The sequence below is a fragment of the Roseospira marina genome (assembly GCF_014197855.1).
Lineage (GTDB): Bacteria > Pseudomonadota > Alphaproteobacteria > Rhodospirillales > Rhodospirillaceae > Rhodospira > Rhodospira marina.
This window is the reverse complement of the sequence record NZ_JACIGJ010000023.1, coordinates 1-25,219: the sequence shown is the minus strand read 5'-3', so window position 1 is coordinate 25,219 and position 25,219 is coordinate 1. Positions and strand designations below refer to the sequence as shown.

The window sequence follows — 25,219 nt, the reverse complement described above, 5'->3', positions numbered from 1 at the left end:
TAACTCATTGGTTTTATGCGGAAAGATGCCGATTTTTCTGCCACATATCTTCGTCAATGGCCTCCGTCGCATTGGGGCTGAGCGGATTCTCTTGTCAGCGTGATGACAAGAGCATGGGACGCCCCATCCAGGGGGATACGAGCGGCGCCGGCGCGGGCGGTGAGCCGGGCGCCATCCAGGGCCACGCAGGGTTGGTCTTCCGTGAATACAAGGGCGGTCTTCACCCGAATGTCGCAGCGGGTTCCGGCCACGGTGACGGTGGCCTCGAACCCGGGCCAGGTGTCCGGAATCCGCGGATCGACGACGAGATCGCGTCCCTCCCGCCGAAGACCAAGAATCCCCTCGACCCCGGCGCGGTACATCCAGGCCGCCGACCCGGTGTACCATGTCCACCCGCCGCGTCCGACGTGGGGTGGTTGGGAATAGACATCGGCGGCGACCACATAAGGTTCGACCTTGTATCGTTGGACATCGTCATGCCGTCGGGCGTGCGTGATGGGATTGAGCATGGCGAACAGCTCTGCGGCTTTGGCGCCATCGCCAAGCTTGGCGAACGCGAGGATGGCCCACATGGCGGCATGCGTGTACTGGCCGCCGTTCTCGCGCAGACCCGGGGGATAGCCCCGGATGTAGCCGGGATCGTGCGTGGTTGAGTCGAAGGGTGGGGTGAACAGCAGAACCAGACGGTCCTGCCGCCGGACCAGATGCCGGTCCAGCGCGGCCATGGCGCGGGCGGCGCGGTCCGGGTCCGCCACCTCTGACAGGACAGCCCAGGATTGGGCGATGGAATCGATGTGGCAGGCATCGCCGTCCCGTGTGCCCAGCCACGTGCCGTCGTCAAAGGTGGCCCGTCGGTACCAGTCGCCGTCCCAGGCCTCGCGCTCGACCGCCGCCACGATCCCGGCCGCCTGCGCCTGCCACCCCTGGACGCGGGCATCGGCGCGGTCCGTGGCGAGGGGCGCGAACAGCGCGACGGTGCGCGCGATCAGCCAGGCCAGCCACACGCTTTCGCCCTGACCATTCTCTCCCACGCGGTTCATGCCGTCGTTCCAGTCGCCCGTGCCCATCAGCGGCAGGCCATGCGGCCCCAGAAGGGCCAGGCTCCGGTCGAGGGCCAGGGCGCAGTGTTCGAACAGCGATCCCTGCCGATCCGAGAGCGTCGGCGTGAAAAAGGCATCGTGGGCGCCCGGCCTCAGGGCCTGTCCCTCCAGGAAGGACACGGTTTCGTCCAGGACGCCCGTGTCCCCGCTGGTCGCCACATAGCTGGCGACGGCGAACACCAACCAGATCCGGTCATCGGAAATGCGGGTCCGCGTGCCCTGACCGGAGTGCGGCAGCCACCAGTGCTGCACATCGCCCTCGACGAACTGCCGGGCGGCGGCGCGCAGCAGATGGGCCCGCGTCTCCTCCGGACAGGCGAAGGTCAGGGCCATGCCGTCCTGCAACTGGTCGCGGAAGCCATAGGCGCCACTGGCCTGATAGAACCCCGACCGGGCTAGGATGCGGCACGCGAGGGTTTGATAGAGCAGCCAACCGTTGAGCATGATGTCCATGGCGCGATCGGGCGTCCTGACCTGCACCGCGCCGAGCCGTCCGGCCCAGAGGTTCGTGACGTCGGCCAGGACGGCGTCGAGATCGGCCCGTCGGGACCGGGCGATCAGGGCGCGGGCCTCGGCGTCCGAGGCGCATTCGCCCATGAACCAGACGACGTCGGTCTCCTCTCCGTCCGCGAGATCGATGGTGGCGCTCAAGGCCACACAGCGGTCGAGCACGACGCCGGCCGTGTCCGACGCCGGTGCGCCGATGTCCCCGTGAAACGCGGCGCGGTCCGTGGTCCAGCTCGTCTGCCGTCCGCCCAGGTCGGTGAAGGCGACCCGATCCGGAAACCCCGGTCCCCATGGGTTGCGCGTGAAAATCGCCCCGGTCTCGTCGTCGCGTCCGGTCAGCAGGAAGGGCGAGGCGGTTCCCGGGGCGATGCCGACCATCCATTCGACAGCGGCGGTGACCGACAGACGCCGCCGTTGGCCGGACCGGTTGCGCAGGGTCAGGCGCGAGATCTTGATCGGGTCGGCGCGCGGAACGAACTGGATCAGGTCGAGGGCCACGCCCTCCGCCTCGTGCTCGAACCGGCTGTACCCGAAGCCGTGGCGCGCCACGTAGGTCCCCCCATCGCGCCGGGGCCACGCCATCGGGCTCCAGACCGCTCCGGTTTCGTCGTCCCGTACAAGGATCGCCTCGCCCGATGGGTCGATCACCGGGTCGTTGGACCAGCGCGTCAGCGGGTTCTCGCGGCTGTTCACGGCCCAGGTGTAGCCCGCGCCCTCCGCCGACACCTGAAAGCCGAACTCGGCGTTGGCGATCACGTTGATCCAGGGCGCGGGTGTGGTCTCGTCGCCCGTCAGGACCGTGACATACTCCCGTCCATCGCGGGCGAAGCCCCCGAAGCCGTTGAAATACTCAAGGTCGGCGGCACCGGGCGCGGAATGGGGCGCGGCGTGGGGCGATCCCTGCGCGGGTCTGGCGTCCGGATGCCTGGGCTTGGGGCGCACGCCGGCGGCGGGCCGCTCGGCCCGTGCGATCTGGTCAGCCACGGATCCGCGTTGGGCATGGAGAACGACACGCGCGGTGGCGGCCAGAAGGTCGCGCGTCTCCTGCGGGACAAGATCGCGCCGGAGGACATGCACCGCACCCGCCGCGACGGACTCGCCCAGGCGCGGCCGCGACTGGCTTTTGCGAACCGCCGCCTCAAGCGCGGTCTGAAGGTCCTGGATGTAGGAGGCGGGATGCTCGTTGACGATCACCAGGTCAACGGCGACCTGCTTCATGCGCCAGTACTCATGGGCCTGAAGCATCTGGCCGACCACGGCCATGTCCGCCGAATCGTCGATGCGAAGCAGGACGATGGGCAGGTCGCCGGAGATGCCCAGCGGCCAGAGCCCGGACTGAGGCCCCGCGCCTCGGGCGATCACCTCCGCCGACATCCGATACCGCGGGTCCTCGTAAAGGATGGGCGCGGCCAGGGTCTGGAAGTCCATCGCCTCTGCCGCGCCGATCCCGATATGCCGCAGTTCCACCTGCGCCTGTGTCCAGGCGAGGGTCTTGGCCCGGTCAAAGGCGTTCCGGTCGTGGTGCTTGTCGATCAGGTCCAGCAGCGCCGCTTGGGTGGAGGCCACCACGGTCCAGAAGGACACCCGGGCAACGGAGCCGCCGGGAATCCTCACGCAACGCCTGAGGGAAAACACCGGATCGAGGACGGTGCCCACGGTGTTGGAGAGCGCCTGTCCGTCCCGCATCGCAACCGCGCCGGACAGGGTGCTGCCGCCCCTGCCGAGGAAGCGCGCCCGATCGGTTTCGTATTCGGGATCGGCGGCGATCTCACCCTCGACGACGGCGAAATGGGCCGCCCAGACGCCCGGCTCGTCCCCGGATCGGGGCCGGCGGGTCGCGGTGAGGGCCTCGTAGTCCGCAAGATGCGCGGTTTGGACGAACATCCTGGAGAAGGCCGGATGAGCAGCGTCCGCCGCCACCGGCGCCAGAACCAGTTCGGCATAGGATGTCAGCTCGACCTCCCGGGAGCGCACGCCACTGTTGGTCAGGGAAACCTGGCGCACCTCCCCGTCATCCTCGCCGGACACCAGGACGTCCATGGTGGTCGTCAGGGTCCCGTCGTGGCCGATGAATTGGGCGTGATCCTCGCTGAACAGGACGTCGGTCGGGGGGCTGCCCTCGTCGCCCGCCGGACTGGCGCTCGCGGTCCAGCGCTTTCCCGTGGCCCGGTCCCTGAGGACGATGCACGTACCTCCGTCTTCGGGTGCAGCGTCCTCCCGCCACCGGGTCACCGCGATGGACCCCCAGCGGCTGTATCCGCCGCCCGTGGCCGTCAGCATCACCGCATAGCACCCGTTCGACAGCAGGTGCGTGGCCGGTGCGCCGGAGGCCGCGACGCTCAGCCGACGGGTCGCGGCCCCTGCAGAGGCGATGGCGGTAACGGGCGTCCTGACGCCCTCCGCCGCCGGACGGGCGACCGCGACATCCTGAGGGACGCGCTCCTGAAGCAACAGCGCGCAAGCCTTTACCATGGGATCGCGATGGAACCGGTCGCGCATCCGGCCCCCGGTCACGGTGTTGGCAAGGGCGACGATGGTCATGCCCTGGTGGTGGGCCATGAAGGTGCGCACAATGGCGACCGTCTCGCCCCCCGGGATCCGCGAGCGGGTGAAATCCAGCGCGTCGAAAAAGCCATGGCGTCCCAGCGCACCCATCCCGGCCAGCCGGTCGAAGTTGCGGCGGGCGCCGTGCGGATCGACCATCGCTCCAAGCGCGGTGGCATAGGGCGCGACCACGGCGTCACCCGCCAGCCCCCGTTTCAGGCCAAGTCCCGGCACGCCGAAGCTGGAATACTGATACGTCAGTTCAAGGTCGCGGGCGTTGAAGGCGGATTCCGAGACCCCCCAGGGGATGTCCAGTGTGCGGGCATGGGCCTGCTGGACCGCAACGGCTAGCCGATTGGTTTGCTCAAGCACGCTGCCGAGGGGTGCGCGCATCACCAGCGACGGCATCAGGTATTCGAACATGGAGCCGGACCAGGAGATCAGGGCCGACCCGCTGCCCATGGGCGTGGCGCCCCGACCGAGGCGGAACCAGTGCCGCGTCGGCACATCGCCCTTGGCGATGGCGAACAGACTGGCCAGACGCGCTTCCGAGGCCAGCAAGTCATAGCAGTTCGCGTCCAGCCCGTTGTCCGCGAGGGAATACCCGATGGACAGCAGCATCCTTTCGGAATTGAGCAGGTCCGTGAAATCCATGGCCATGGCCATGGCGCGGGCCTGCGCGGCGCGTGCCCTCACCCGATCCACCAGATGCCGCGCCTCGTCCTCGCTGGCCTGGCGATCCCGGGCATGGCTTAGGCCGGCCGTCCTGAGGGCGTCGATCCAGAACAGGGGATCGGATGCCAAGTCGTCGTCGTCCGCCATGGGCAGACTGTCCCGAATGGCCTCCGCCGCCTTGCCCGCAAGGCGGTTCAGGGGTGCGAAAACCAGGTCGAGGCCCTGGGCCCCCTCAAGCAGGGTTTCAATCTCGTCGAGACAGGCCGACACGGACGGCCCCTGCCCCCGGGGTGGGGCGGGCAGATCGGCGATGGCCAGACGGGCAAGGCGCAGGGTGTCCATCAGCCCGGCCCGCACATCCGCCTCGGGCGCGTTCAGCGGTGCGTCCGGCTTGCCCGGCGCCGGGGTCGCCCACTCCTCGCAGGCATTGGCAAGCGCGATCAGATGGCCCGCCAGATTTCCGCTATCGACCGACGAAACGTAGGCCGGATCGAGAACGTGCCCATCCCGTGTGTCGTACCAGTTTAAGAAGTGGCCCTTGTAGCGCGCCAGACCGTCCATGGCCGTCAGGGTCGCCTCAAGGCGTTCGACGGTTTCGGTCGTGCCCGCCCATCCGAAGTCCCGCGCCGCCACCGTGGAGAGCAGGTACAGCCCGATATTGGTGGGGGAGGTCCGGTGGGCGAGGACGGGGGCCGGATCGACCTGAAAATTGTCGGGCGGCAAAAAAGAGTCCGCCTTCGTCACGAAGGTCTCGAAAAAGCGCCAGGTCCGCCGGGCGACGAGGCGCAGGGCGCAGCGGTCGGCGTCCGACACCACAAGGCGTCGCGCGCGCGGCGACGGCCGGCTGATCCGGTACGCGATGGCGGGCATGGCCGCCCAGGACACGGCGACGGGCAGGATCAACAGCCAGGAGGACGGCGCGATCACCACGGCTCCGGCCGCCAGGATCAAGCCGAGCGCCATGCCGCCGCGCATTGTTCCGTAAAACCCGGGCAGGTCCAGACGGGGCGCCGCCGTCGATGTCGCCGCCGTCGTCCATTCCAGGAGATCGCGGCGTGTGACGAACAGGCGCCATACAGTGCGACCGATGGCGTCGACGGCGCGCCGGGTCTGGTCGGGCAGGAAACAGACCGAGAGAAAAACCTGCACCATCGCCAGCCACACCCCCTTGCCCAAGGTGTCGAAATGGCTGCGCGCCGTCAGGCCGGAGCGCCGGGGCAGAATGGCGAAGGCGCTCGGCAGGAACGCGGGCAGTGCCATGGCCGCCATGACGAACGCGATCCCGATCCAGGCCGCCGGCGTCGGCATCACCCAACAGGCCGCCAGTGCGAACAGGAGGAAGGGCGCGAGGAGCGACCGTCGCAGATTGTCGAGCATCTTCCACCGCCCGAGAAGGGACGGAGCAGCGGGACCGGACCAGTGACCGAACACCCAGGGCAGAAGCTGCCAGTCGCCCCGGATCCAGCGGTGCTGGCGTTTGGCGGCGACGTCATGGCGGCTGGGGAAGTCCTCGACGACCTCGACGTCGGAGGCGAGCCCGGCCCGCACCCATAGGCCCTCGAACAGGTCGTGGCTGAGCAGGGCGTTTTCCGGGACCCGGCCGGACAGGGCGGCTTCGAACGCATCCACGTCATAGATGCCCTTGCCGGCGAACGATCCTTCTCCGAACACATCCTGGTAGACGTCGGAGACCGCCGCCGCGTAAGGGTCCATGCCCGCCGGTCCCGAGAACACCCGCTGGAACAGCGAGCCTTCCCCGCCCCGCGGCAGCGACGGCGTGACGCGCGGCTGGAGAATGCCATACCCGTCCGAGACCCGCCGCCGGGCCGGATCCAGGATCGGCCGGTTCAGGGGATGGCTCATCTTGCCCACCAGCCGCCGCGCCGCGTCGCGCGGCAGCCGGGTGTCGGCGTCCAGGGTGATCACATACCGCACACCATCGGGCACATGGGGCGGCACCCCGCCCACGGTCGCGAAGGACGTGTCGGTGGCCCCGCGCAGAAGCCGGTTCAACTCAACCAGTTTGCCCCGCTTGCGCTCCCACCCCATCCACACGCCCTGCTTCGGGTTGAAACGCCGGTGGCGGTGCAGAAACAGGAAGCGGTCGCCGTCGGGGCCGGGGCCATGTCGCCTGTTCAGCGCGGCGATCGCCTCGACGGCGACGGACAGCAGGCCCGCATCGCTGTCGACGACCTCATGATCGGCGTCCGCCCCATCCGACAGCAGGGCAAAGGTGATGTCACCGCCCGCGCCGGACAGGTAATGCACCTCCATGCTTTCGATGTGGTCCCGAAGATCGGTTTCGCGGGTCAGGAGCGTCGGGACGGCCACCAGCGTGCGCGCAGACCCTGGAATCCCCGCCGAAAGGTCGAGCCCCGGCAGAATCACGGGACCGTGGCGCCAGGTCGCCAGGCGGTTGACCAGGGCGGTGGCCACCTCGGTGGCGGGAACGCCCCCCAGGATGGCAAACATCGCCAGTCCGCCCCAACTCAGCCCGGCCAGGGAGAGGCACCAGAGAGGCAGCGCCAGAACCAGGGTCGTCAGGACCACCATGGCGCCGACGTAGCCGGCCAGCCCCATGTCGCGGCCCAGGCGGCCGAGCCGTGCCGGGTACGTCGGACGGAACCCGATTGCCTGCTCAAGCGCGCGGCGGCCGTGCCCGATCAAATGGAAGCCGGGGTCGCCGACCCGTTCGGCCATCTCCGGTGTCGGGGCGGTTCGGGCGGCTTCGGTGGCGGCACGGATGGCGTGGTCCGTGACGTCGCCTTCCGAAAGCGCCGAGCCCCGAGCCAGTGCCTCGATGGCGGCCCGGTACAGGTCGCGCGTCGGGAAGTCCATGGAGGCAAAACGGCTGCCGGCGCAGAGCCTTTCATCCACCAGGCTGATGCTCTCGACAAACTCCGTCCAGTCGATGTCCGAGATCAGCCGCATACTGTTGATGACGTTGCGGATGGAAACATTCGACGTTCCCAGGCGTTGTTGCGCCCGCGAGACCACCGTTTCGATGGATACCCCTTGTTGCTCAAGGCGATCGGACAGCCAACCGATGGCGGGTGTCATCGTCGGGTCCTGGTCCCGCAACCGCTTCGCCAGTTGCGCGGCGAAGACCTCCGAGAGCGGGCCATCGGAGCGCGTGGCGATATCGGCGTCCAGGGCCGCCTTCGCACCGCCCGACGCCAGCAGTCGGTCGGCCAACGCGTCCGCGTCCGCCCGTTCCGAACGCCCCAGAACGATCTGGGCCGACAGCCGCCGCAGGTTCTCCACCAGAACAATGCGCAGGGTAATCGCGACGGCCCAGAGTTCGCCGATCATCAACGGCTGGATGCGTTGGTAGGCCCTGATGAAACAGCGCAGCGTCACCGGATCGATATGACTGTCGGTATGGGCAATGAAGGCCCAGGCCAGCCCGAACACGCGCGGATAGCCGGCGAGGGGACCCGCGGCCAGTTTGGGCAATTGCCGGTAATAGCCGGCGGGCAGATGGTCGTGGATCTGCCGGATCTGTTTCTCGACAAGGTGATAGTTGTCCAGGAGCCACTCCGCCGCAGGAACGATGTCGCCCCCCTTTTCGGCTTCGGCGGCATTCGACCGATAATCGGCCAACAACGCGACGGCGTTGCTTTTCAGGCGCCGGTCCAGCGGCGGGACCCGTGGTGGCCTAGGCGTGACCTGCTGGGCCACGGCAAGGCTTTGCGCGTGCCGCTCCAAGCGTTCAAGACCGAACCGCTCCTCCCGGATGGGCGCCGGCCCGACCCAAAGGGGGGTGGAGGATGGACGCCCGCGGATGCCGGGTTGCCGTAGAGACTGCATGGTCCAGGGGTCCTCCAAGAACAGTCCGGGCGTCGGCTATGGCCCGCATGCGCCCCCATGCGGTCTCGTTCCAAACAGCTCTTTGGTCCCCTACTCGCGGGGGGCAACGGATCGCCGGTTTGCGACGCTGTTCCCTTTTTCCTCAACACCGTCATTGCCGGTGTCGTCCGGATCAGTCTCTGCTCATGCGGACAATAACGATGGCAGATAAAGACAATAGAAGAATGGCAAATGCCTCGAAGAGCACGCTTTCCGGCGCAGTTTCTTTTCCCTGGAGAATGATCAATCGGGTCAGTGCTGTTATCGCGATAAAAATCGGGTATACGAATACAGAGCGGCGATCTGAATAATAAACAGACACCATTCCGACAACTTCAATATAAAGAAACATAAGAAGTATATCAGGCAACCCTATTATCTTGACAATATACATATGATATATTTCAACAGCAACTCCACATATGGTCATCGTCAATATGAAAATAAGAAATAATCTTTCCGTTATGTGGAATATATAGTGTGCTATGTTTCTCTCTATCTCATCAATGCGCTCTGAACGAGCGGATTTGGCAATATCATTATTTTCTATATCATTTTCTTTATCTTGGCTCATTTTTATCTATCCATTTTTTAAAGAGACTGCCTTACCAAGTCTGCGGCCACATGTGCGCTTTCCTTATCGAAGTAGTCGCCCCAGAATATGTCATCAACCCGAACTTCCCATGCTTCATCCGTTTCTATAATATCAACCCTATCGGCCGAGAGTTTTTTTGTAAAACTGGTGGACTTTGGGAGCAGCGTTCCCCCATCGCCTCCGGTGTCGGCCGCCTCGACTTGCGCTTCGTCCTGGATATCGGGGCTGGGTCTCTCGATGATGCGCAGAATGGACCGGATGAAGTCGTTGCCACGATCATCGGCCGTCGTGCGGTCGTGGTCCCGAATCGCCTGCGCCATGGGTGCAACAAACCGGTCCTTCAGGTGATTGACGAACCGTGGTTCCGTCCAGGACATATGGGCGACAAGGGATTGCAAAAGAATTCTCTCGTATGCAAGCCGCTCCCTTTCATTGTCATTCATTTTCGAAAGTCGATTCGAACCGCCTCTACTTTCTACCATGATATTTTGGCTCCTATTGTTGGTCTATTTATTGTACCGCATATAATACTACTTTTCGCAGGAGATAATTTTGCCGGAGATACGGCTATATTGACCTTGAGTTTTGTAATGTTGAAGGGCGTTCTTCATGCTGCCGTACCTCAGGTAAAGGTCGTAGAAGGGGTCCACGGGCGAAAGCACGATCCGGGCCCCCGTGATTTGTGTGGTAGAATCCGCCGAACAGGTCTCTTCTGTTCTCGAAGGCTCAATATTTTGCGATCCCATGGCCGAATCTCCTTGCTCTGAATTTTGGCGGTGGCAACAAGCGTGCCCGCGTGTCTTGATGCACGTCCGACAATTGGCTTTGTCATGGTTTTCCATGTCGAACGCTTCGGCCCCTTCCTGGTTGAGGGGGGATCGATGGGGCGAGCGCCCCGAAACGATCCAGTCGGCGATTGACGGTTCTTAACGGTTCTTCTCGTCGGCATCGCGTTTCGCCTGTGCCATGGCGTCCTTCAGGTTCGTGTACTTGTATTCCCGATAGTGGAATACATCGGTTGAAACACGCGTGACCCCGGCGCAGCGCATTTCGGCGTCCGTGATGGGCGTGTCCGTGTCCAGGTGGGCGGTGTCGATCTGTTGGCGTTCCATGTCCTGGTCTCCTTTGGCTCAGGGGTACCGGCTCTTGCGGGTGGCCCTCGGCGCGGTGGCGGTCGGGTCAGGCGTCCGACGCCCGGTCGAGTCCGGACGCGCGCGGCGACCGAGGGTCGGGGTGCGCCTGTCACGTCGTGTCATGCCCCGGCACGTCCGACCGCATAGGGTGCTCGGTCCGGCAGCACGAGATGAAACACTGACGTATCGGTGGTAAACCGACCCCACAGGTGTTCGTCCGCCATGATGGAAAGGCTGTCCCCATAGGCTTTCAGGGGATCCAGCCGGCGGTCAACTTGGTTCAGGCAGGTCGGCTCATTGGTGTGAAACCGCAGCGTAAGCCTCGCTTGCGTCTCCATGAGACGTTTGGGCCGATACCGAGCGCGTGCCCGGCAGCACAGGGTCCACCGTTTATTTGAAGCTCCAGCAGCGTTCGGGTAACCGGGAAGTGGTGAGCAGCAAATGCATGGACAGACCCCCTTTCAGGCAGGCCGCATGGGCGAACACGAGAGCGTTCTGCGTGACATTTGGGTCACGTAAAACGCTCTATCTTTTTTTATTTACGCAATTCGTCCCCGGTTTTGTGGGGGGCGATCTATTCCCGATCGCTCGGGATTTGCTTTAGTGTGGTGAATTTAAAGTTCCTACTACCATTTCTGCGCGCGCGCATAGGAACTTCAAATCCATAAACCACAATAGAATCAATTATTTACTAGCGTCCTGATCGAATCCGAAGTTCGTTTGACGCTTACCGAAAAAGAGGGCGAACTTCGGATTCGGGACACTAGAGGGGCCGGGTCGAGTTCCTGCCCTTGATGATGCGTTCGATCAGGTCGGCGACGTCCCGATGCACCTGCTGATTGGTGGCCTCCTCCATGGCTCTGCGATGGGCCGTGGCGGCGTCCTCAAGGATCGCGTGGGCCTCGTCGCGGTCGATGATCTCAAGGTCGGTCATTGACAGCAGCAGCGATTCGCAGATGGACAGGGCCGCCAAACCGGCGATATCGGGATCAGGTTTCACGTGCGGTCCTCAAGGAGGTGGGGTCTGGCGGGATGCCGTGCCGCGCTCCAGGGCGACTGTACGAGAAAGCCTAGCGCGTCCCGTGGCGCCGCGTGCTAATCTGGGATAGCCTGTTGGCTTGGTGCCGACGGTGCGACCCGGGAGCACGACCCTTGTCCGCAAGCGAAAGCCCCTTGGCGAGAAAGCTTGGCTCTTTCATGCCGCTGATGCCGGACGAGTTGCGGTGCGTTGCCGAACTGGAATCCATCCGTCGCAGCGTGGCGCCGCAAACGGAAATCGTATACGAGGGGCAGCAGGACCATCGCGCATGGCTGCTTCTTGAGGGCTGGGCCAACTGCTACAAAATCGTTCCCGACGGTAGCCGGCAGATTATCGGCTTCCCGCTTCCCGGTGATTTCATGGGATTGCGCAGTATCTTGTTGCGCACCTCCGATCATTCTTTCGAGAGCCTGACCGACGCCGTCATCAGCGAAGTGTCTCAGCAAAGAATGATCCAGATTTTCCAGGACTTTCCACGTCTGGCCACGGCCATCATGTGGGCCACCTCCCGTGACGAGGCGATGGTGGTCGAGCATCTGGTGAATATCGGGCGGCGAAGCGCCATCGAGCGGACGGCGCACTTCTTTCTGGAACTGGGGCAACGCCTCGCCTTGATCGGCAGGGTGACGAACAACGGGTTCGCGTGCCCTCTCAATCAATACGTTTTGGCCGACGCGCTGGGGCTCAGCGCCATCCATGTCAACCGCATTCTCAGGCAATTGCGTGAACGCGGGCTCATCACGCTCAAGGCCCAACAGGTGATTATTCTCGACTTGGCGGGGCTTGAGGACTTGGCCGGCTTCGACAGCGGTTATCTCAATCACGGCCAGTCCGGGCACGGCCATCCCGGAACGTGATGTCCGCGCGGCGGTGTCCGGGATCGCATCTCTGGATACGCTGAGCGGGCCGTTTAGCGGGCTGTCGGCGGCTCTGGCGCGGTCTGGATCGACACCGCCGCATCGCGCGCCAGGGCTGCCGCCAGGTCATCGGGATCGACCGTCAGCGTTCGCGACCGCCCAGGAGTTGCAGGTGTCGCGGGCAGGTGGACCAGGGTTTGTACCCGTCGATAGGCTTCGAACGACACGCCCTCCAGTCGTTCCTCGTCCGTTTCCACGTCGTAGGTCCCGGGCTGGAGAAGCTCGTCGAAATCACCGAGAGTGAAGGGGTTTGCGAAGGCGACGGTTTTCTTTGATGTGCGGACGGTCATCCGCGAACTCCGCGTCGCGACGATCCCGGCGGGGGGGAGGCAGGCGGAGGGGGCGCCCCCCTTCCGAGTCCCGTCACTTCGGCCTCTGCGCCGAAGCCACATCGCCCTCTTTTTCGGGGGGCTGGGCGGCCGGTTTCCCGGCGGCCGGCGCACCCGCCGCCTTGTCATCCGACTTGTCCTTATTTGCGCTGGGCTGCGATTGAGAGAATGTTTTGAAAGACATGAGTGCCCCTTTTCGGGTCATGCCGGCAATGATTTGCCAGCATTTTCTATATGGTATTGACGGCACGCACGTTCAATCGGCCAAAAGTATTTTTTGCTTTTTTTAAGGCTTGCCTCTTTCTGTATTCATTCCATTGTTTTTATTCAGGCCTCTTTCAGAATTGTAATGCGCCGCCACCCGATCTCGGCCACCCATCATTGCTGCCCCAACGTAGTCCGAGACCTTTCCGGCGGCAGCTTTGACCGGATGGTCGGCAAGGTGGGCGTAGCGGGCCGTGGTCTGGACCTGACTGTGGCCCAGCAGCTTGCCGATCATCGGCAGCCCTTCACCGAGGCTCAGCGCGCCACTGGCGAAGGAATGGCGCAGGTCTTGGAGGCGCACGTCGTTCAGGCCGGCGCTGGCGCGGATGCGCCGCCATGGATGCTGCAGGTCGGTGAGCCGCGAACCCTCTTTCCGGCCGGTGATGACCCACGGGTTCCCGTCGACGCGCTCAATGCCCCGCAACACGGCGGCCACCGTCTCGCCGAAATGCACCACCTTGGCACCCGTCTTTGACTCCGGCAGCCGCAGCGCCCGGTTGCGCAGGTCGACATGCTCCCAGCGCAGGGTCATGATCTCGTTCAGCCGGCAGCCGGTCAGGGCCAGCAGGCGGATGGCGGCGATCGCCGAGGGCGTTTCCGACCCATCCCGTTCGGCATCGCGGAGAACCTCGCCAAGGGCGGCGAACTCTTCGGGCGAAAGGAACCGCTCGCGCTTGCGCTCCGGGTACTTGGCCACATGGCGGCACGGATTGCTGCCATCGGGCCGCAGGCCCCAGACCTCCGCCAGATTGAACATCTTCGACAGCACGCCCAGCGTCCGGTTGGCCTGGTACGGAATGTGCCGGAGGGAATGATGCAGGTCGGCGATGTCGCGGCGTTCGATGTCGGTGATGCGGCGTGGTCCCAACGCCGGGTTGATGAACAATTCGACCGCGCGCTTGTATTCCGACTGGGTCGACGGCTTGCAGCGCACGGCGACGTGCTCGGCCAGGAAGCGGTCTCCGAGGCCGCGCATGGTCGGCGCCTTGCGGGCCAGATCGGCGTCGCGGACGGGGTCGCGTCCGGCCTTGGCCTCGGAGATGATCTCGAGTGCGCGGGTGCGTGCCTGATCCGGCGTCATGGTGCCGTGCGACCCAATGGTCACCTTGCGCAGGCGGCCCTTCACCCGCGTCATGGCGACATAGACCTTCCGCCCGGTCGGCCAGACCCGCACGCCGAACCCACGTAGCTCATCATCCCAATGGATGACGTCTCGGGGGCCCGGCGTCAGGCTGTCCACCACTCGTTTCGTGATCCTTGCCATGGTCTGCCTCCCGCGCCGCACGACCTTCAGGCATCTCTCCTGACGGTCCCGACGGGCAACACATAGGTAGCAGAAGAGAGCAAGTTCAGGGTAACAAGGGCGTAAATGGGCGACAAGCAGAAAATCGGAAAATGAGCCCGAAACAGGGCTTTATCGCACGTTACCGCATATGGAAGTATTTTGCCGTAGAAGTAATTGTAGAACTCATAACCTGAAGGTCAGAGGTTCAAATCCTCTCCCCGCAACCACCTTTATTTGCTGTTCAAGCATCCTTGGGCCCTCGCTGGAGACAGCGGGGGCCTTTTTGCTTTCCGCGCAAAGGCTTAGGATGCCCGCCAGCGCGCCATGAAGGTCGATCACCAGGCCCTTCGGATCGCCCTCGTCGGGCCGCAGGTCGATGCGGTCGACGAGCGTGCGGATGATGTCCGCCGCTTCGGTCTGCTGGTCCGGCTGGTTCAGCGCTTCGGCCAGCGCGGCGATCCGCTCGCGGTACAGCTTGGCCATATTGGGGTGCAGGAGCGTCGGTGCTTCGTCCGTCGTGGCGAGACGATGCTTCAGGTCCTCTTTGCGGTCGGCAAGCGCGATCATCTCGTCCTTGACGACGCTGCCCGGCATGCCGTCCGCGACGGCGTCGATCAGCTTCTTGATGCGCCGGTCGATCCGCTCCAGCTCCGCCTTGTACCCGGCCAGCGTGGCGTTGTGCTCCATGCGCAGGCGGTTGGCGTGTTTGGTGAACTCCTCCGCGAACACCTCATACAGCGCCGGGTCTATCAGGTGATTCCGGAGCCCCGACAGGATGGTCTCTTCCATCCGGTCGCGGCGGATGGTGCGCATGTTGGCGCAGGTGCCCTTGTTGCGGGCCGTGGCGCAGCCGAAATGCTCGGTGCTGATCTTCACAAAACCGCCGCCGCACACCCCGCACTTGAGTAGACCCGAGAACAGAGTTTTCGGGCGACGCCGGTTCCAGAAGCCATCGTTCGGCGCAGCCGTGGCGGGCGCATCGCCCCTGGAGGCCTTGCCGCGCGTATCCACGCCCGTCTTCTGCTGCCGCGCCTTCACCCGGTCCCAGAGGTCCTGATCGACGATCCGCATCTCGGGGACGTCCTGGATAATCCAGTCCTCTTCCGGGTTCAGGCGCGAGACCCGCTTGCCGGTCATGGGGTCCTTGACATAGCGCAGGCGATTCCAGACCAGACGGCCGATATAGAGTTCGTTGTTCAGGATGCCGGTGCCGCGCTCGCGGTTGCCGTTGATCGTGCTGTGGCCCCATTCCCTGCCCGAAGGGCCGGGCACGCCGTCCTTGTTCAGGTCCACGGCAATCGTGCGCGAGGATCGACCGATGGCGTATTCCTCGAAAATGCGGCGGACAATGCGGGCCTGATCTTCGTTGATGGTGCGCTCACCCCGGATCGGCTCGCCGTTGGCGTCGAGCGCCTTCACGACGTCGTAGCCGTAGGTCAGGCCGCCGCCGGACTTTCCGGCCTCGACGCGCCCGCGCAGGCCCCGGCGGGTCTTGTCGGCGAGGTCCTTCAGGTACAGCGCGCCCATCGTGCCTTTCAGGCCGATATGCAACTCGTTGATCTCGCCCTCGGACAGCGTGACGATCTTGACGCCCGCGAAGGACAAGCGCTTGTAGAGCGCGGCGATGTCCTCCTGATCGCGGGAGAGGCGGTCGAGGCTTTCGGCGACCACGATGTTGAAATGCCCGCGCCCGGCATCGGCCATCAGCGCCTGCACGCCCGCGCGCAGCAGGTTCGAACCGGAAATCTCCCGGTCGGAATAGACCTGATGCAGCCGCCAGCCTTCGCGGGTCAGGCGTTCTCTGCAAATCCTGACCTGATCGTCAATGGACGCTTCCCGTTGCAGGTCCGAGGAATAGCGGGCGTAGATCGAGGCGGTCGTCATGGCGCGGACTCTTCCGGCGGGAGCGGCTTGGCAGACATATGCGTGCGGAGAAGACGTTCATACTCCGCTTGCGCCGCCTGTCGCGCAAGCAGTTTGACGAGCGCGACCACCCGGGGGTCCAGGGTCGCCGATCCGTCCCCATCCCGTTTCGTGCCGCGCGTCCGTCGCGATGTGCGTGCCGTGTCCATGGCGCCAGTTTAGGCCGACCCAGGCCCCGGAATTCCTCGCGCGAACGGGCGGGCCGCATGTGCGGTCCGCCCGTCGGTGACCCGGGTCATGGCCCCGGGTTAGGCCCGCGCCGGGCCAGTTCCCGGCGGATTGCCGTGATTGCGGCGAGGGCCGCCCGGCGGTTCGGGCTGTCCGGTGTGCTGGCGGCGATCATGTTGAACGCCGCGCGCAGCAGGCCGTGCAGCTCTGCGGTCGGTCGCCAGACCAGATCGGATGTGGTGAGACCGTGCATGGTCGTATCCTCCATCTCGTGTGTGGAGGCCCCGCCCATCGGAGCCTTTCGCCCCGTCCCGACATCATCATGGGGTTAGAAGGCATCCGTGGGCGGCGGCCCGCCCGCACGCGCATGGAAGGATCATCAGACCAGCACGGTGGTCCGAACCCGGCCGCTCCGGTCCAGACCGACCGCGCGGCACAAGGCCGGCGATAGCGTCGCCACGAGGATTCGCCGACACGCGAGCGATCAGCACCCGCGCCCGGCCAACGCAGTCAGAGGAAGAGGACGTCTTCGGTTTCGTGACGGATTCAAGTCTTCGGTTTCGTGACGGATTCAAGAGGAGAGGGAGGGTCCTTCTCCGGCCCGTCGACCGCACGAACCAAAGGAGACGGACCATGACACGCGAAACCACCCCTCGGCAGGACATCTACACCCGGGTCACCGACAGCATCATCGCCGAACTGGAAAAGGGCGTTCGGCCGTGGGAGAAGCCCTGGAGCGCCGAGCACGCCGCCGGCCGGGTCAACCGGCCCCTCCGGCACAACGGCGTGCCCTATGCGGGGATCAACATCCTCATGCTCTGGTCGGCCGCCATGGAACACGGCTTCGCTTCGCCCATGTGGATGACCTTCCGGCAGGCATTGGCGCTCGGCGCGCATGTGCGCAAGGGCGAGAAGGGCTCGCCGGTCGTCTACGCCAACACGATCACCCGCACGGACGAGACCGACGCGGGCGAGACCGTCGAACAGCACATCCCCTTCATGAAGGCGTACAGCGTGTTCAACGTCGAGCAGATCGAGGACCTGCCCGCGCATTACTACACCAAGCCCGAGCCCCGGGCCGACGGGCCGGAGCGCATTGCCCACGCCGAGGCGTTCTTTGCCAATATCGGCGTCCAGATCGTCACCGGCGGCACCGAGGCCAGCTACAACGTGGCGCTCGACCGCATCCGAATCCCGCCGATTGAGGCCTTCCGCGACGCGGACAGCTTTTATGCGACCCTTGGGCATGAAGCAACGCACGCGACTCGCCATCCCGACCGCCTGGCCCGGGATTTCGGGCGCAAGACCTTCGGCGACGAAGGCTATGCGCGCGAGGAACTGGTGGCCGAGTTGGGGGCGGCGTTCCTGTGCGCCGATCTGGACCTGACGCTGCACGTCCGCGAGGATCACGCCGCCTATATCGACCACTGGCTTGGCGTCCTGAAGGCCGACAAGCGGGCCATCTTCTCCGCCGCCGCCCACGCCCAGCGCGCCGCCGATTACCTGCACGGCCGCCAGCCCGGCGCGGCGGATCCCATTCTACAGATCAGCGAGGCCGCCGAATAAGCGGCCTCTTCCCCTTCACGGCTCGACACAGCGGCGTTGCATCCGCCCCGGGCGCGGCACTGTGTCGCGATATGGGGCGCGGAAATATAGCTTGAAGTCTATATAGGTTCTGTGCTATATTTAAACGATGTGGGACGTGCTGTTTGACGAGGCCTTCGAGCCCGAATTCGATGCGTTTGCCGAGGATGTCCAGGACGCCATCCTCGCGCGCGTTGCCGTGTTGGAGCGCGAAGGCCCGCATCTGGGCCGCCCGTATGTTGATACCCTGAATGGGTCGCGGCACGCCAACATGAAGGAACTGCGGTGCACGGCGGCCGATGGCGTCTGGCGCGTGGCCTTCGCTTTTGATCCCGAACGCAATGCCATCCTGCTGGCGGCCGGAGACAAATCGGGCGGCAGTCAGAAACGGTTCTACAAAACGCTCGTGGCCAAGGCCGACGAGAGGTTCGAGCGGCACATGAGCCGCAGGAAAGGAGGAGGATGATGGCCAAGACACTGAGGGAAAAGATGGCGGAATTGCCGCCGGAGCGCCGGGCGCGGATCGAGGCCGAGGCCGACCGTCTGCATGCCGCCTATCAGACGCTGAAAGAACTGCGCAAGGCCCAAGACCTCACGCAGGCACAGATGGCGGAGATGCTGGGTATCCGCCAGGCCACGGTGGCCCAACTCGAAAAGCGCAGCGACCTGATGCTCTCCACCCTGCGCAGCTACGTCGAGGCCATGGGCGGCTCGCTGAAACTGACTGTGGAGTTTCCGGGGCGTCCGCCGGTGTCGCTGGACGGCTTTTCGGATGCGTCAGGCAGCCACGCTCACCCCAACGGTGCGTGAAGGCCCATGAGCGAGCGGATTGAAAAAATCGGCATGAAGCCCGTCCATCCGGGCGAATTCATCCGGGAGGAAATCTTCGCCGAACTGGGTCTGTCCGTGTCCCGGGCCGCAAAAATCCTGGGCGTGCGTCGCGCGACCCTGTCCGATCTCGTCAACGAGAAGGCGGCCCTGTCCCCCGAAATGGCCTTGCGCATCGAGAAGGCCTTCAGCGTTTCGATGGAGCTTCTGTTGCCGATGCAGGTCCAGTTCGATGTCTTCACCATGCGCGGTCGCGCCGACACCATCGACGTCAAGCCCTACATCTCCGCCTGATCGCCCGGGACCGCTTCTCGTCCGGCGTATCCGCTCCGGCATCGGCGGAACCGGGCGGCACGTCGGCCAGCATTTCCCCTTTTGTATTGCCTGAAATGATCGACGCGCTGCCCACCACGCGACCATAGAGGAAGAGGACGTCTTCGGTTTTGTTGACGGGTTTGAACGGAGAGGGAGGGGCCTTCTCCACCCCGTCGGTTCAACAAAACGAGGAGACGACCCATGACCTTTCTGCCGAAATCCATCTACGACCGTTTGCTGGCCAACGGCCGCCGTCAGGATCCGGTGCGCGGCACCGAAGACGAGATCGACTTCCACCCCGTCGTGAAGCTGTTCACGCCGGACGCAGGCTGCACCTGGCTCCTGACCGAGATCGACCCGGACGAGCCCGACATCGCGTTCGGCCTGTGCGATCTGGGGCTCGGCTTCCCGGAACTCGGCTATGTGTCGCTCGCGGAGCTGGCCGGTGTACGCGGGCGGCTCGGTCTCCCTGTCGAGGTCGACCGGCACTTCAAGGCCACCAAGCCCATCAGCCGCTATGCCGCCGACGCGGCCACCGCCGGCCACATCGCAGCTTGAGGGAGGCGACCATGAGCACCAACATCACCCCCGCCCACCAAGACGCGTTCGAGGCGCTGACCAGCGGCGATTACGACAATCTCGCCCTGTTCTCCTGCTTCGTAAACGGCCAACCGGCCTCGGCCATCGTCGCCATCACGCCGGATGAGGACGGCAACACCGTCAACATCCAGCCGCTCTTCGTCAGCCTCACGCCCGACATGGTCCTCACCGATCATGATGGCGTCGGGGCCTGAGCGATCTGACACGGTCCTCGCTCAAGAGCTGGCGGGGGTCGTTCCGGGCCGGTTCAATATGCTACAACTGTATGGGCGGGAAGCTGCCTATCAACTCTCGAGCCGTTGTGGCCCTCGGCGCTTGGTACGTCAGCAAGCAAGTTCACTGCCGTATGCGATACAAATGAAATAGTTTGTCGAAGAAATCTGTGATCCTCGCCTCGGCGCTGTCACCGACCAGTTCATTTGCGCCGAACCGATAGACCTCGTATCCGGCAAGGCGCAGTTCGCGGTCGGCCGACACCATGTTGGCATAGACCTTCAATGACGGAAGGTCGTTTTCCGAAAAGTGATGCTTGCCGTCAACCTCGATCACGATGCGCTGACGGCTCGGAAGCAGTATCAGGAAGTCCATGCGCTGACGCGGTAGCGGAAGCCGGCGGCGCAGGGTTTTCACGACGGCGGGATCATAGTGAAGGTAGACTTGGGGTAGGAGCGCAGGCAGCGCCTCGCCGAGAGTGGACCGATAGGCCTTAAAGTAGGTCGCGAAAAGCTTGCGCTCTGCGTCCGAGGCTAAGGATTCTTGGAGGCGGGCTCCGAGTTTTGCGGCATCCGCCCCCGGCGTAATCTCGCCCCACCAAGTGACGAGTTCCGACCATAGAAGGCCGCTCGCGCCGATCGGCCGGTCGTAGACCAAGCAACTCTCTTCGCCAGACAGAATGACGATGTCGTTGTTGATCGCATCGGCGAAGCCGATCTCAGACTTCGGTCCTCGCGAGGCAAAGATCAAGTTCTTGGGTCGACCACCGACACCACGCACGACAGGACGGAAGCCGAAAATCGGATGACCGGAGAGCTCACTTTCCTGCACGAGCTCGTATCCATCGCGCGCGAGAATCTTGTTCAGGGCGACGACTATCCCCGCTTGATCATCACCTGACCGGGAAAGCGGATGAACGGCTTCTTCGAGCAATGCGCCAAATCTGGCGTTGGAGCAATCAAAGGCACCGATTTCACTGAATAAATGTTCCACCGACCAGTCGCCCGGATTCTGATCCATATGCCGGTCGATTTGGTCACGCAGGCTTTGTCCACTGCTTCCGAGGAGGTCTTCAATCGGTGTGGAAAGGACAAAATAGCGTCCGACGATTTCCACCGTGCCGCGCTCGCCGGCGAGATCGTCTCCGAAGACACGTGCGAGGTCTCGTCGTGTAATGTGAGATATAGGCGGGTCGTTTGCTTCGAGTACCTTGCGGCCCGCTTCATCAAGGGGGATGTCGCCACGATCCGCCCCAAACTTCAGCGCGAGTCGCGCCAATTGCTTCTGTGTCAGGTTCGCCAGCGCTTGTTCGATACGCTGCCGCCTTGACAAGCCCTTCTCGGATGGCACAACCAAGCCCGCGACCCGCTGCGGCTCCTCGCTGAGTTGGTCGTGGGTCATCCCCTGAAGGAGGCCGGCGACGCGCCCATAGAGGTCATCCGCCACGGTTGGTTCCTCTCAGAATCACGCGCACGAATGCGAACATGCGGGTAAAAAGGTAATCGACCTGATCGAGAGAAGTCAGCACTTCCTGCGTCGTCTCAGAGTGACGAATGCGAAAGTTATTCCCAACTTTGGTCAGTTCGGCGGCTTCGCGCCCGAGCGCTTGGCGAAAACCCGAACCCGGCGCGGCGACACGGTCGAGCAGTGCATCGGCCTGCGCGCGCTTGTCGGCCCCCGGTTCCAACGTCTTCAGCCGCTCAAACGCATCCCACAGCTTTTCCAACGCATCGCGGCGATCATCGGGCTTTGGCGAGAGAATTCGCTGTCGTGCGGCTTCAAGAAGCCTGTCGGTTTCCGCGTCATCGGTGTGAAACAAGGCCCAGCCGATCGTACTGGCTATCGCCTGCGGAAGAAGGCGACGGGCCTGTCCGGTCGCTGTGAGTTCATAGGCGACAGCGTTGCGGCGAAACAGGAGGTTCACGTCGGCCACAAATCGCGCAAGGCCAGCGTCTCGATCCCAACTCAAGTGATGGTGACGATAGTAGGAATGATAAGCGCCCTGAATCGGCTCACCCACGGCGCTGGCGCAAAACTCGAGTAGATCGAGGATCACTGGCGTGTCAGGCACAACGTTCGGAGAAAGCGGCCATTCGATCCAAGGCACCTCGGCGCCTAGCACCTGGCGGAAGGCCGCCTCGTCACATCCGCATGGACCGTTCCCGTCTGGGCACTGTTCCGGAAAGCGCAAGCCAAATGAGCCGTTGCCAATTCCCGTCTGGATCAAGCTGGAGAGGCCGGCCCACAAACGCTCATCGATGATTTCGATTGTTTGGGGCCGTGTTCCGTATTCACGATCCGTAAAATAGGTAGACACTCCACTTCTCCCTTGATGCCCATCGGCATATTAAGTAAAAAATCTACGTTTATTTTCTTTGATCAAGGTCGAAGAGAGTCCGCGCGAAATACGATCCAAGCTATCATTGCCCCTGAGTCTACTAGTAACATTCGTCCGTATATTGACACAGTTGATTAATGTCTGAGCGACCGAGATGGGCACCAAGCGAAAACAACTCCCTGTATAATATACTAAAGAGCAAATAACAACTTATTATACATCCAACGCCCCAGAGTCAGAGGCCGTTCGGGTCTTCGTGACGGGTTTTCAGAGACGGGAGAGGGCTTCCGTCGGTCCGTCACGGAGACCTGACCATGACGCACGAGTCCATTTCCACCCATACCGCCGAGGTTATCACGGGCGCGCTCGCCACGCCGGGCGGGCATTTGTCCATCGGGCATGGCGGTTTCACGCTGTATTTCGGCGCGGGCGCAACCCTGTCCGGCTATGACGTGGAACCGATCAAGGCCGCCTGCCTTGCGGCGGGCCTGCCGGTGATCGATAGCCGCGCCATGCCCTTCGACGTGCTGTTCGATCTGGTGGTGCGCGGTCCCATGCCCGCCGTCGGGCGGCCACCCTGTCCGCCGCCGCGCCATGCGCTGTCCTACGCGCCGCTGGAGGAGATTGCCCACGCCTTGGCGATGGCGGGGGCGGAGGTGAGGAACATCCCCGGCATCGCGCCCGGCGGTGCCAGTCAGAGTCAAAGGACGTCTTCGGTTTTGTGACGGATTCGAGCGGAGAGGGAGGGTCCTTCTCCGGTCCGTCGCAACACCAACGAAGGAGACGTCACCATGACGACCACGACAACGAACACAAAGAAGACCGCCCCGGGCAAATCGAAGCCCGGCAAGGTCAACCTGAGCCCTGTCCGGGAGATCCCGTTCAACAAGCTGGTCCTCTCGCAGGCCAATGTCCGCAAGGTCAAGGCCGGGCAGTCCATTGAGGACCTGGCCGAGGACATCGCGAACAGAACGCTGCTGCAATCGCTGGCCGTCCGCCCGATCCGGGACGAGGACGGCAACGAGACCGGCGCCTATGAGGTTCCGGCCGGCGGGCGGCGGTTCCGCGCGCTTCAGCTTCTGGTGAAGCAGAAGCGGCTGGCCCGCACCGCGCCCGTCCCCTGCATCGTGCGGGAGGACGGCAGCGGCGCGGAAGATTCGCTGGCCGAGAACGTCCACCGCGAGGCGCTGCATCCGCTCGACCAGTTCCGCGCCTTCCAGACCCTTCAGAAGGGCGGCCTGTCCATTGAGGATATCGCGGCGCGATTCTTCGTCACCCCCGCCGTGGTGCGCCAGCGCCTGAAACTGACCGCCGTCTCGCCGCGCCTGCTCGCCCAGTACGCCGAAGGTGAGATGGATCTCGAACAACTCATGGCGTTCACGGTCACCGACGACCATGCGCGGCAGGAGCAGGTCTGGGAGACGCTGTCCAGCTATGGGCAGGTTCGCCCCTCCTTCACCATCCGCCGCCTGCTGACGGAGACGGCGATCCCGGCCGACGACCGCCGGGCGCGGTTCGTGGGCGCAGAGGCCTACGCGGCCGCCGGCGGCATCATCATGCGCGACCTGTTCAGCGAGGATGACGGCGGCTGGTTTCAGGACATGACAATCCTGGAGCGCCTTGTCGGCGGTCGACTGACCGCGCTGGCGGGCGAGATCAAGGCCGAGGGCTGGGCATGGGTCGAGGCCGCGCCGGACTTCCCCTACGGCCACACCAACGGTATGCGCCCCCTCACGGGCGAGCCGTCCCCAAGGACGGAGGCTGAGGAGCACGAACGGCACAGCCTGCTGGCCGAGATCGACCGCATTCTCGGGGCGTATGGCGAGGGCGAGGACCTGAGCCGCGGAGCCGCGCGCCCCGAAGGGGCGCTGCGGCGAGAAAATCAAGGACTCATCTTCTTCGGCGGGCCGTTGAGACCATGGGCCCGCCGAGTCAATGCGAGTGTTGCTCAGTATCAGAGGGGAGAGCGCGCGTGCCCGTCAGCAAGAACCGCCGCAAGGACGGCACGAAGGCCCCCAAGCCGGCGCCCCGGAAACGCCGGAAAGCCGAAACGTCCCCGGCCCCGCTTCCGGAGGACCTTCCCCCGCGGGTGGCCATGGAAAAGATGATGGCCAACCTCCAGAGGAGCCTGCTGGCCGACGATCTCCTGGGCGAGGCGGAGGCCGATCCGCTCCACGCGGCGCAGGACATCATGTATGATGCCTGGGAGTGCGGGACGAAACGGGAGCGCGTCGCCCTGGCGAAACAGGCGCTCGGGATCTCGGATCTCTGCGCCAACGCCTGGCTGCTGCTGGCCGAGGAGGAGGCCAAGGGCGTCGTCGAGAGGCGGGCCGCCCTGGAAAGGGCCGTGGCCGCCGGGGAAGAGGCCGTGCGGCACGTCCTGGGGGAGGAGGCCTTCGAGGAGGAGGAGGGGCACTTCTGGGGGATCCTGGAAACGCGCCCCTACATGCGCGCCCGGGCGGCCCTGGCCGAGTGCCTCTGGGAGATGGGGGACCGCGATGAGGCCGTGGCCCACTGGCGCGACATGCTCCGGCTGTGCCCCAATGACAATATGGGCCTCCGCCATGTGCTGGCGCCGAAACTGCTGCACCTGAACCTGTTCGAGGCCACCCGGGAGCTGCTCGACGAGTACGAGGAGCCGGACTTCGCCGAATGGGGCTATACCGACGCCCTGCTGAAATACAAACAGGGCGGGGCCACGTCGGTGGCGAACAAGGCTTTGGTCGCGGCGATCAAGAATAACCCCCATGTGCCGGCGTACCTGCTTGGCGAGAAGCACCTGCCGAACCAGACCCCGCCCCACTACGCCCTGGGATCGAAGGACGAGGCAGTCCTCTACGTCCTGTCCAGCGGGGAGACATGGACCTCGACCAAGGGCGCCCTGACCTGGCTGAGCGAAACCGCCAAAAACACCCTGTAAAAAAAGGTTCATGACGGAAAATCGGGGAGGGGCGGACAACGGGACGGCCTGACACACTGGTAGTTGCGACACGACACAGACTGCCAGGGAGGC

21 protein-coding genes are annotated in these 25,219 nt (G+C 64.2%); 10 read left to right on the top strand and 11 right to left on the bottom strand.

The annotated features are described in order from the left end of the window. Window positions 1-53: 53 nt before the first annotated feature. The 5 genes from GGD82_RS18765 to GGD82_RS18745 form a co-directional block, all read right to left on the bottom strand. Window positions 54-8,636 (bottom strand): glycoside hydrolase family 94 protein, encoded by an 8,583-nt coding sequence (locus tag GGD82_RS18765; RefSeq protein WP_150063850.1) that lies wholly within the window; start codon window positions 8,634-8,636, stop codon window positions 54-56. A 172-nt stretch (window positions 8,637-8,808) separates the two neighbouring features. Continuing rightward, window positions 8,809-9,249, bottom strand: a complete 441-nt coding sequence (locus GGD82_RS18760; RefSeq protein ID WP_150063851.1) for a phosphate-starvation-inducible protein PsiE — start codon at window positions 9,247-9,249, stop codon at window positions 8,809-8,811. A 17-nt stretch (window positions 9,250-9,266) separates the two neighbouring features. Next, window positions 9,267-9,713 carry a hypothetical protein gene (locus tag GGD82_RS18755; protein ID WP_150063852.1) on the bottom strand — a complete coding sequence of 149 codons (447 nt, stop codon included), beginning with the start codon at window positions 9,711-9,713 and terminating at the stop codon, window positions 9,267-9,269. A gap of 483 nt (window positions 9,714-10,196) precedes the next feature. Next, window positions 10,197-10,382 (bottom strand): hypothetical protein, encoded by a 186-nt coding sequence (locus GGD82_RS18750; protein ID WP_150063853.1) that lies wholly within the window; start codon window positions 10,380-10,382, stop codon window positions 10,197-10,199. A gap of 784 nt (window positions 10,383-11,166) precedes the next feature. Beyond that, on the bottom strand, window positions 11,167-11,403 hold the full coding sequence (locus GGD82_RS18745; RefSeq protein ID WP_150063854.1) for a hypothetical protein: 237 nt from the start codon (window positions 11,401-11,403) through the stop codon (window positions 11,167-11,169). 197 nt (window positions 11,404-11,600) lie between these two features. Here GGD82_RS18745 and GGD82_RS18740 point away from each other — a divergent pair, with 197 nt between their 5' ends. After that, window positions 11,601-12,299, top strand: a complete 699-nt coding sequence (locus GGD82_RS18740; RefSeq protein WP_150063855.1) for a Crp/Fnr family transcriptional regulator — start codon at window positions 11,601-11,603, stop codon at window positions 12,297-12,299. Between the two features lie 53 nt (window positions 12,300-12,352). On the opposite strand, the gene GGD82_RS18735 is transcribed toward GGD82_RS18740, so the two are convergent. From GGD82_RS18735 to GGD82_RS18720, 4 genes are all read right to left on the bottom strand, one after another. Beyond that, window positions 12,353-12,649: a hypothetical protein gene (locus GGD82_RS18735; protein WP_150063856.1), complete on the bottom strand. Its 297-nt coding sequence runs from the start codon at window positions 12,647-12,649 to the stop codon at window positions 12,353-12,355. A gap of 325 nt (window positions 12,650-12,974) precedes the next feature. After that, window positions 12,975-14,216: a site-specific integrase gene (locus tag GGD82_RS18730; RefSeq protein WP_150063857.1), complete on the bottom strand. Its 1,242-nt coding sequence runs from the start codon at window positions 14,214-14,216 to the stop codon at window positions 12,975-12,977. Between the two features lie 204 nt (window positions 14,217-14,420). After that, window positions 14,421-16,121, bottom strand: a complete 1,701-nt coding sequence (locus GGD82_RS18725) for a recombinase family protein (protein ID WP_150063858.1) — start codon at window positions 16,119-16,121, stop codon at window positions 14,421-14,423. A gap of 274 nt (window positions 16,122-16,395) precedes the next feature. Continuing rightward, window positions 16,396-16,581, bottom strand: a complete 186-nt coding sequence (locus GGD82_RS18720) for a hypothetical protein (protein ID WP_150063859.1) — start codon at window positions 16,579-16,581, stop codon at window positions 16,396-16,398. Window positions 16,582-16,961: 380 nt separating this feature from the next. Here GGD82_RS18720 and GGD82_RS18715 point away from each other — a divergent pair, with 380 nt between their 5' ends. From GGD82_RS18715 to GGD82_RS18690, 6 genes are all read left to right on the top strand, one after another. Continuing rightward, on the top strand, window positions 16,962-17,894 hold the full coding sequence (locus GGD82_RS18715; protein WP_150063860.1) for an ArdC family protein: 933 nt from the start codon (window positions 16,962-16,964) through the stop codon (window positions 17,892-17,894). 127 nt (window positions 17,895-18,021) lie between these two features. Continuing rightward, window positions 18,022-18,378, top strand: a complete 357-nt coding sequence (locus GGD82_RS18710; RefSeq protein WP_150063861.1) for a type II toxin-antitoxin system RelE/ParE family toxin — start codon at window positions 18,022-18,024, stop codon at window positions 18,376-18,378. Next, window positions 18,375-18,722, top strand: a complete 348-nt coding sequence (locus tag GGD82_RS18705) for a helix-turn-helix domain-containing protein (protein ID WP_246164000.1) — start codon at window positions 18,375-18,377, stop codon at window positions 18,720-18,722. The genes GGD82_RS18710 and GGD82_RS18705 overlap by 4 nt, the downstream gene beginning before the upstream one ends. 6 nt (window positions 18,723-18,728) lie before the next feature. Further along, entirely contained in the window at window positions 18,729-19,034 is a 306-nt protein-coding gene (locus GGD82_RS18700; protein WP_150063862.1) for a HigA family addiction module antitoxin, read from the top strand. A 222-nt stretch (window positions 19,035-19,256) separates the two neighbouring features. Next, window positions 19,257-19,613, top strand: coding sequence for a DUF2958 domain-containing protein (locus GGD82_RS18695; RefSeq protein ID WP_150063863.1), 357 nt, complete (start codon window positions 19,257-19,259; stop codon window positions 19,611-19,613). 11 nt (window positions 19,614-19,624) lie between these two features. After that, window positions 19,625-19,849 carry a hypothetical protein gene (locus GGD82_RS18690; RefSeq protein ID WP_150063864.1) on the top strand — a complete coding sequence of 75 codons (225 nt, stop codon included), beginning with the start codon at window positions 19,625-19,627 and terminating at the stop codon, window positions 19,847-19,849. A 142-nt stretch (window positions 19,850-19,991) separates the two neighbouring features. On the opposite strand, the gene GGD82_RS18685 is transcribed toward GGD82_RS18690, so the two are convergent. Next, on the bottom strand, window positions 19,992-21,314 hold the full coding sequence (locus GGD82_RS18685; protein WP_150063865.1) for an AbiJ-related protein: 1,323 nt from the start codon (window positions 21,312-21,314) through the stop codon (window positions 19,992-19,994). Further along, complete coding sequence (locus GGD82_RS18680) at window positions 21,304-22,185, bottom strand: hypothetical protein (RefSeq protein ID WP_150063866.1); 882 nt, start codon at window positions 22,183-22,185, stop codon at window positions 21,304-21,306. The genes GGD82_RS18685 and GGD82_RS18680 overlap by 11 nt, the downstream gene beginning before the upstream one ends. Window positions 22,186-22,520: 335 nt before the next feature. On the opposite strand from GGD82_RS18680, the gene GGD82_RS18675 reads away from it, so the two are divergent. The 3 genes from GGD82_RS18675 to GGD82_RS18665 all read left to right on the top strand — a co-directional run bounded on the left by GGD82_RS18675 (window position 22,521) and on the right by GGD82_RS18665 (window position 25,126). Further along, window positions 22,521-22,931 (top strand): hypothetical protein, encoded by a 411-nt coding sequence (locus tag GGD82_RS18675; RefSeq protein ID WP_150063867.1) that lies wholly within the window; start codon window positions 22,521-22,523, stop codon window positions 22,929-22,931. 66 nt (window positions 22,932-22,997) lie between these two features. Beyond that, window positions 22,998-24,314 carry a ParB/RepB/Spo0J family partition protein gene (locus tag GGD82_RS18670; RefSeq protein WP_150063868.1) on the top strand — a complete coding sequence of 439 codons (1,317 nt, stop codon included), beginning with the start codon at window positions 22,998-23,000 and terminating at the stop codon, window positions 24,312-24,314. Beyond that, entirely contained in the window at window positions 24,302-25,126 is an 825-nt protein-coding gene (locus GGD82_RS18665) for a hypothetical protein (RefSeq protein WP_246164002.1), read from the top strand. The genes GGD82_RS18670 and GGD82_RS18665 overlap by 13 nt, the downstream gene beginning before the upstream one ends. Window positions 25,127-25,219 lie beyond the last annotated feature (93 nt).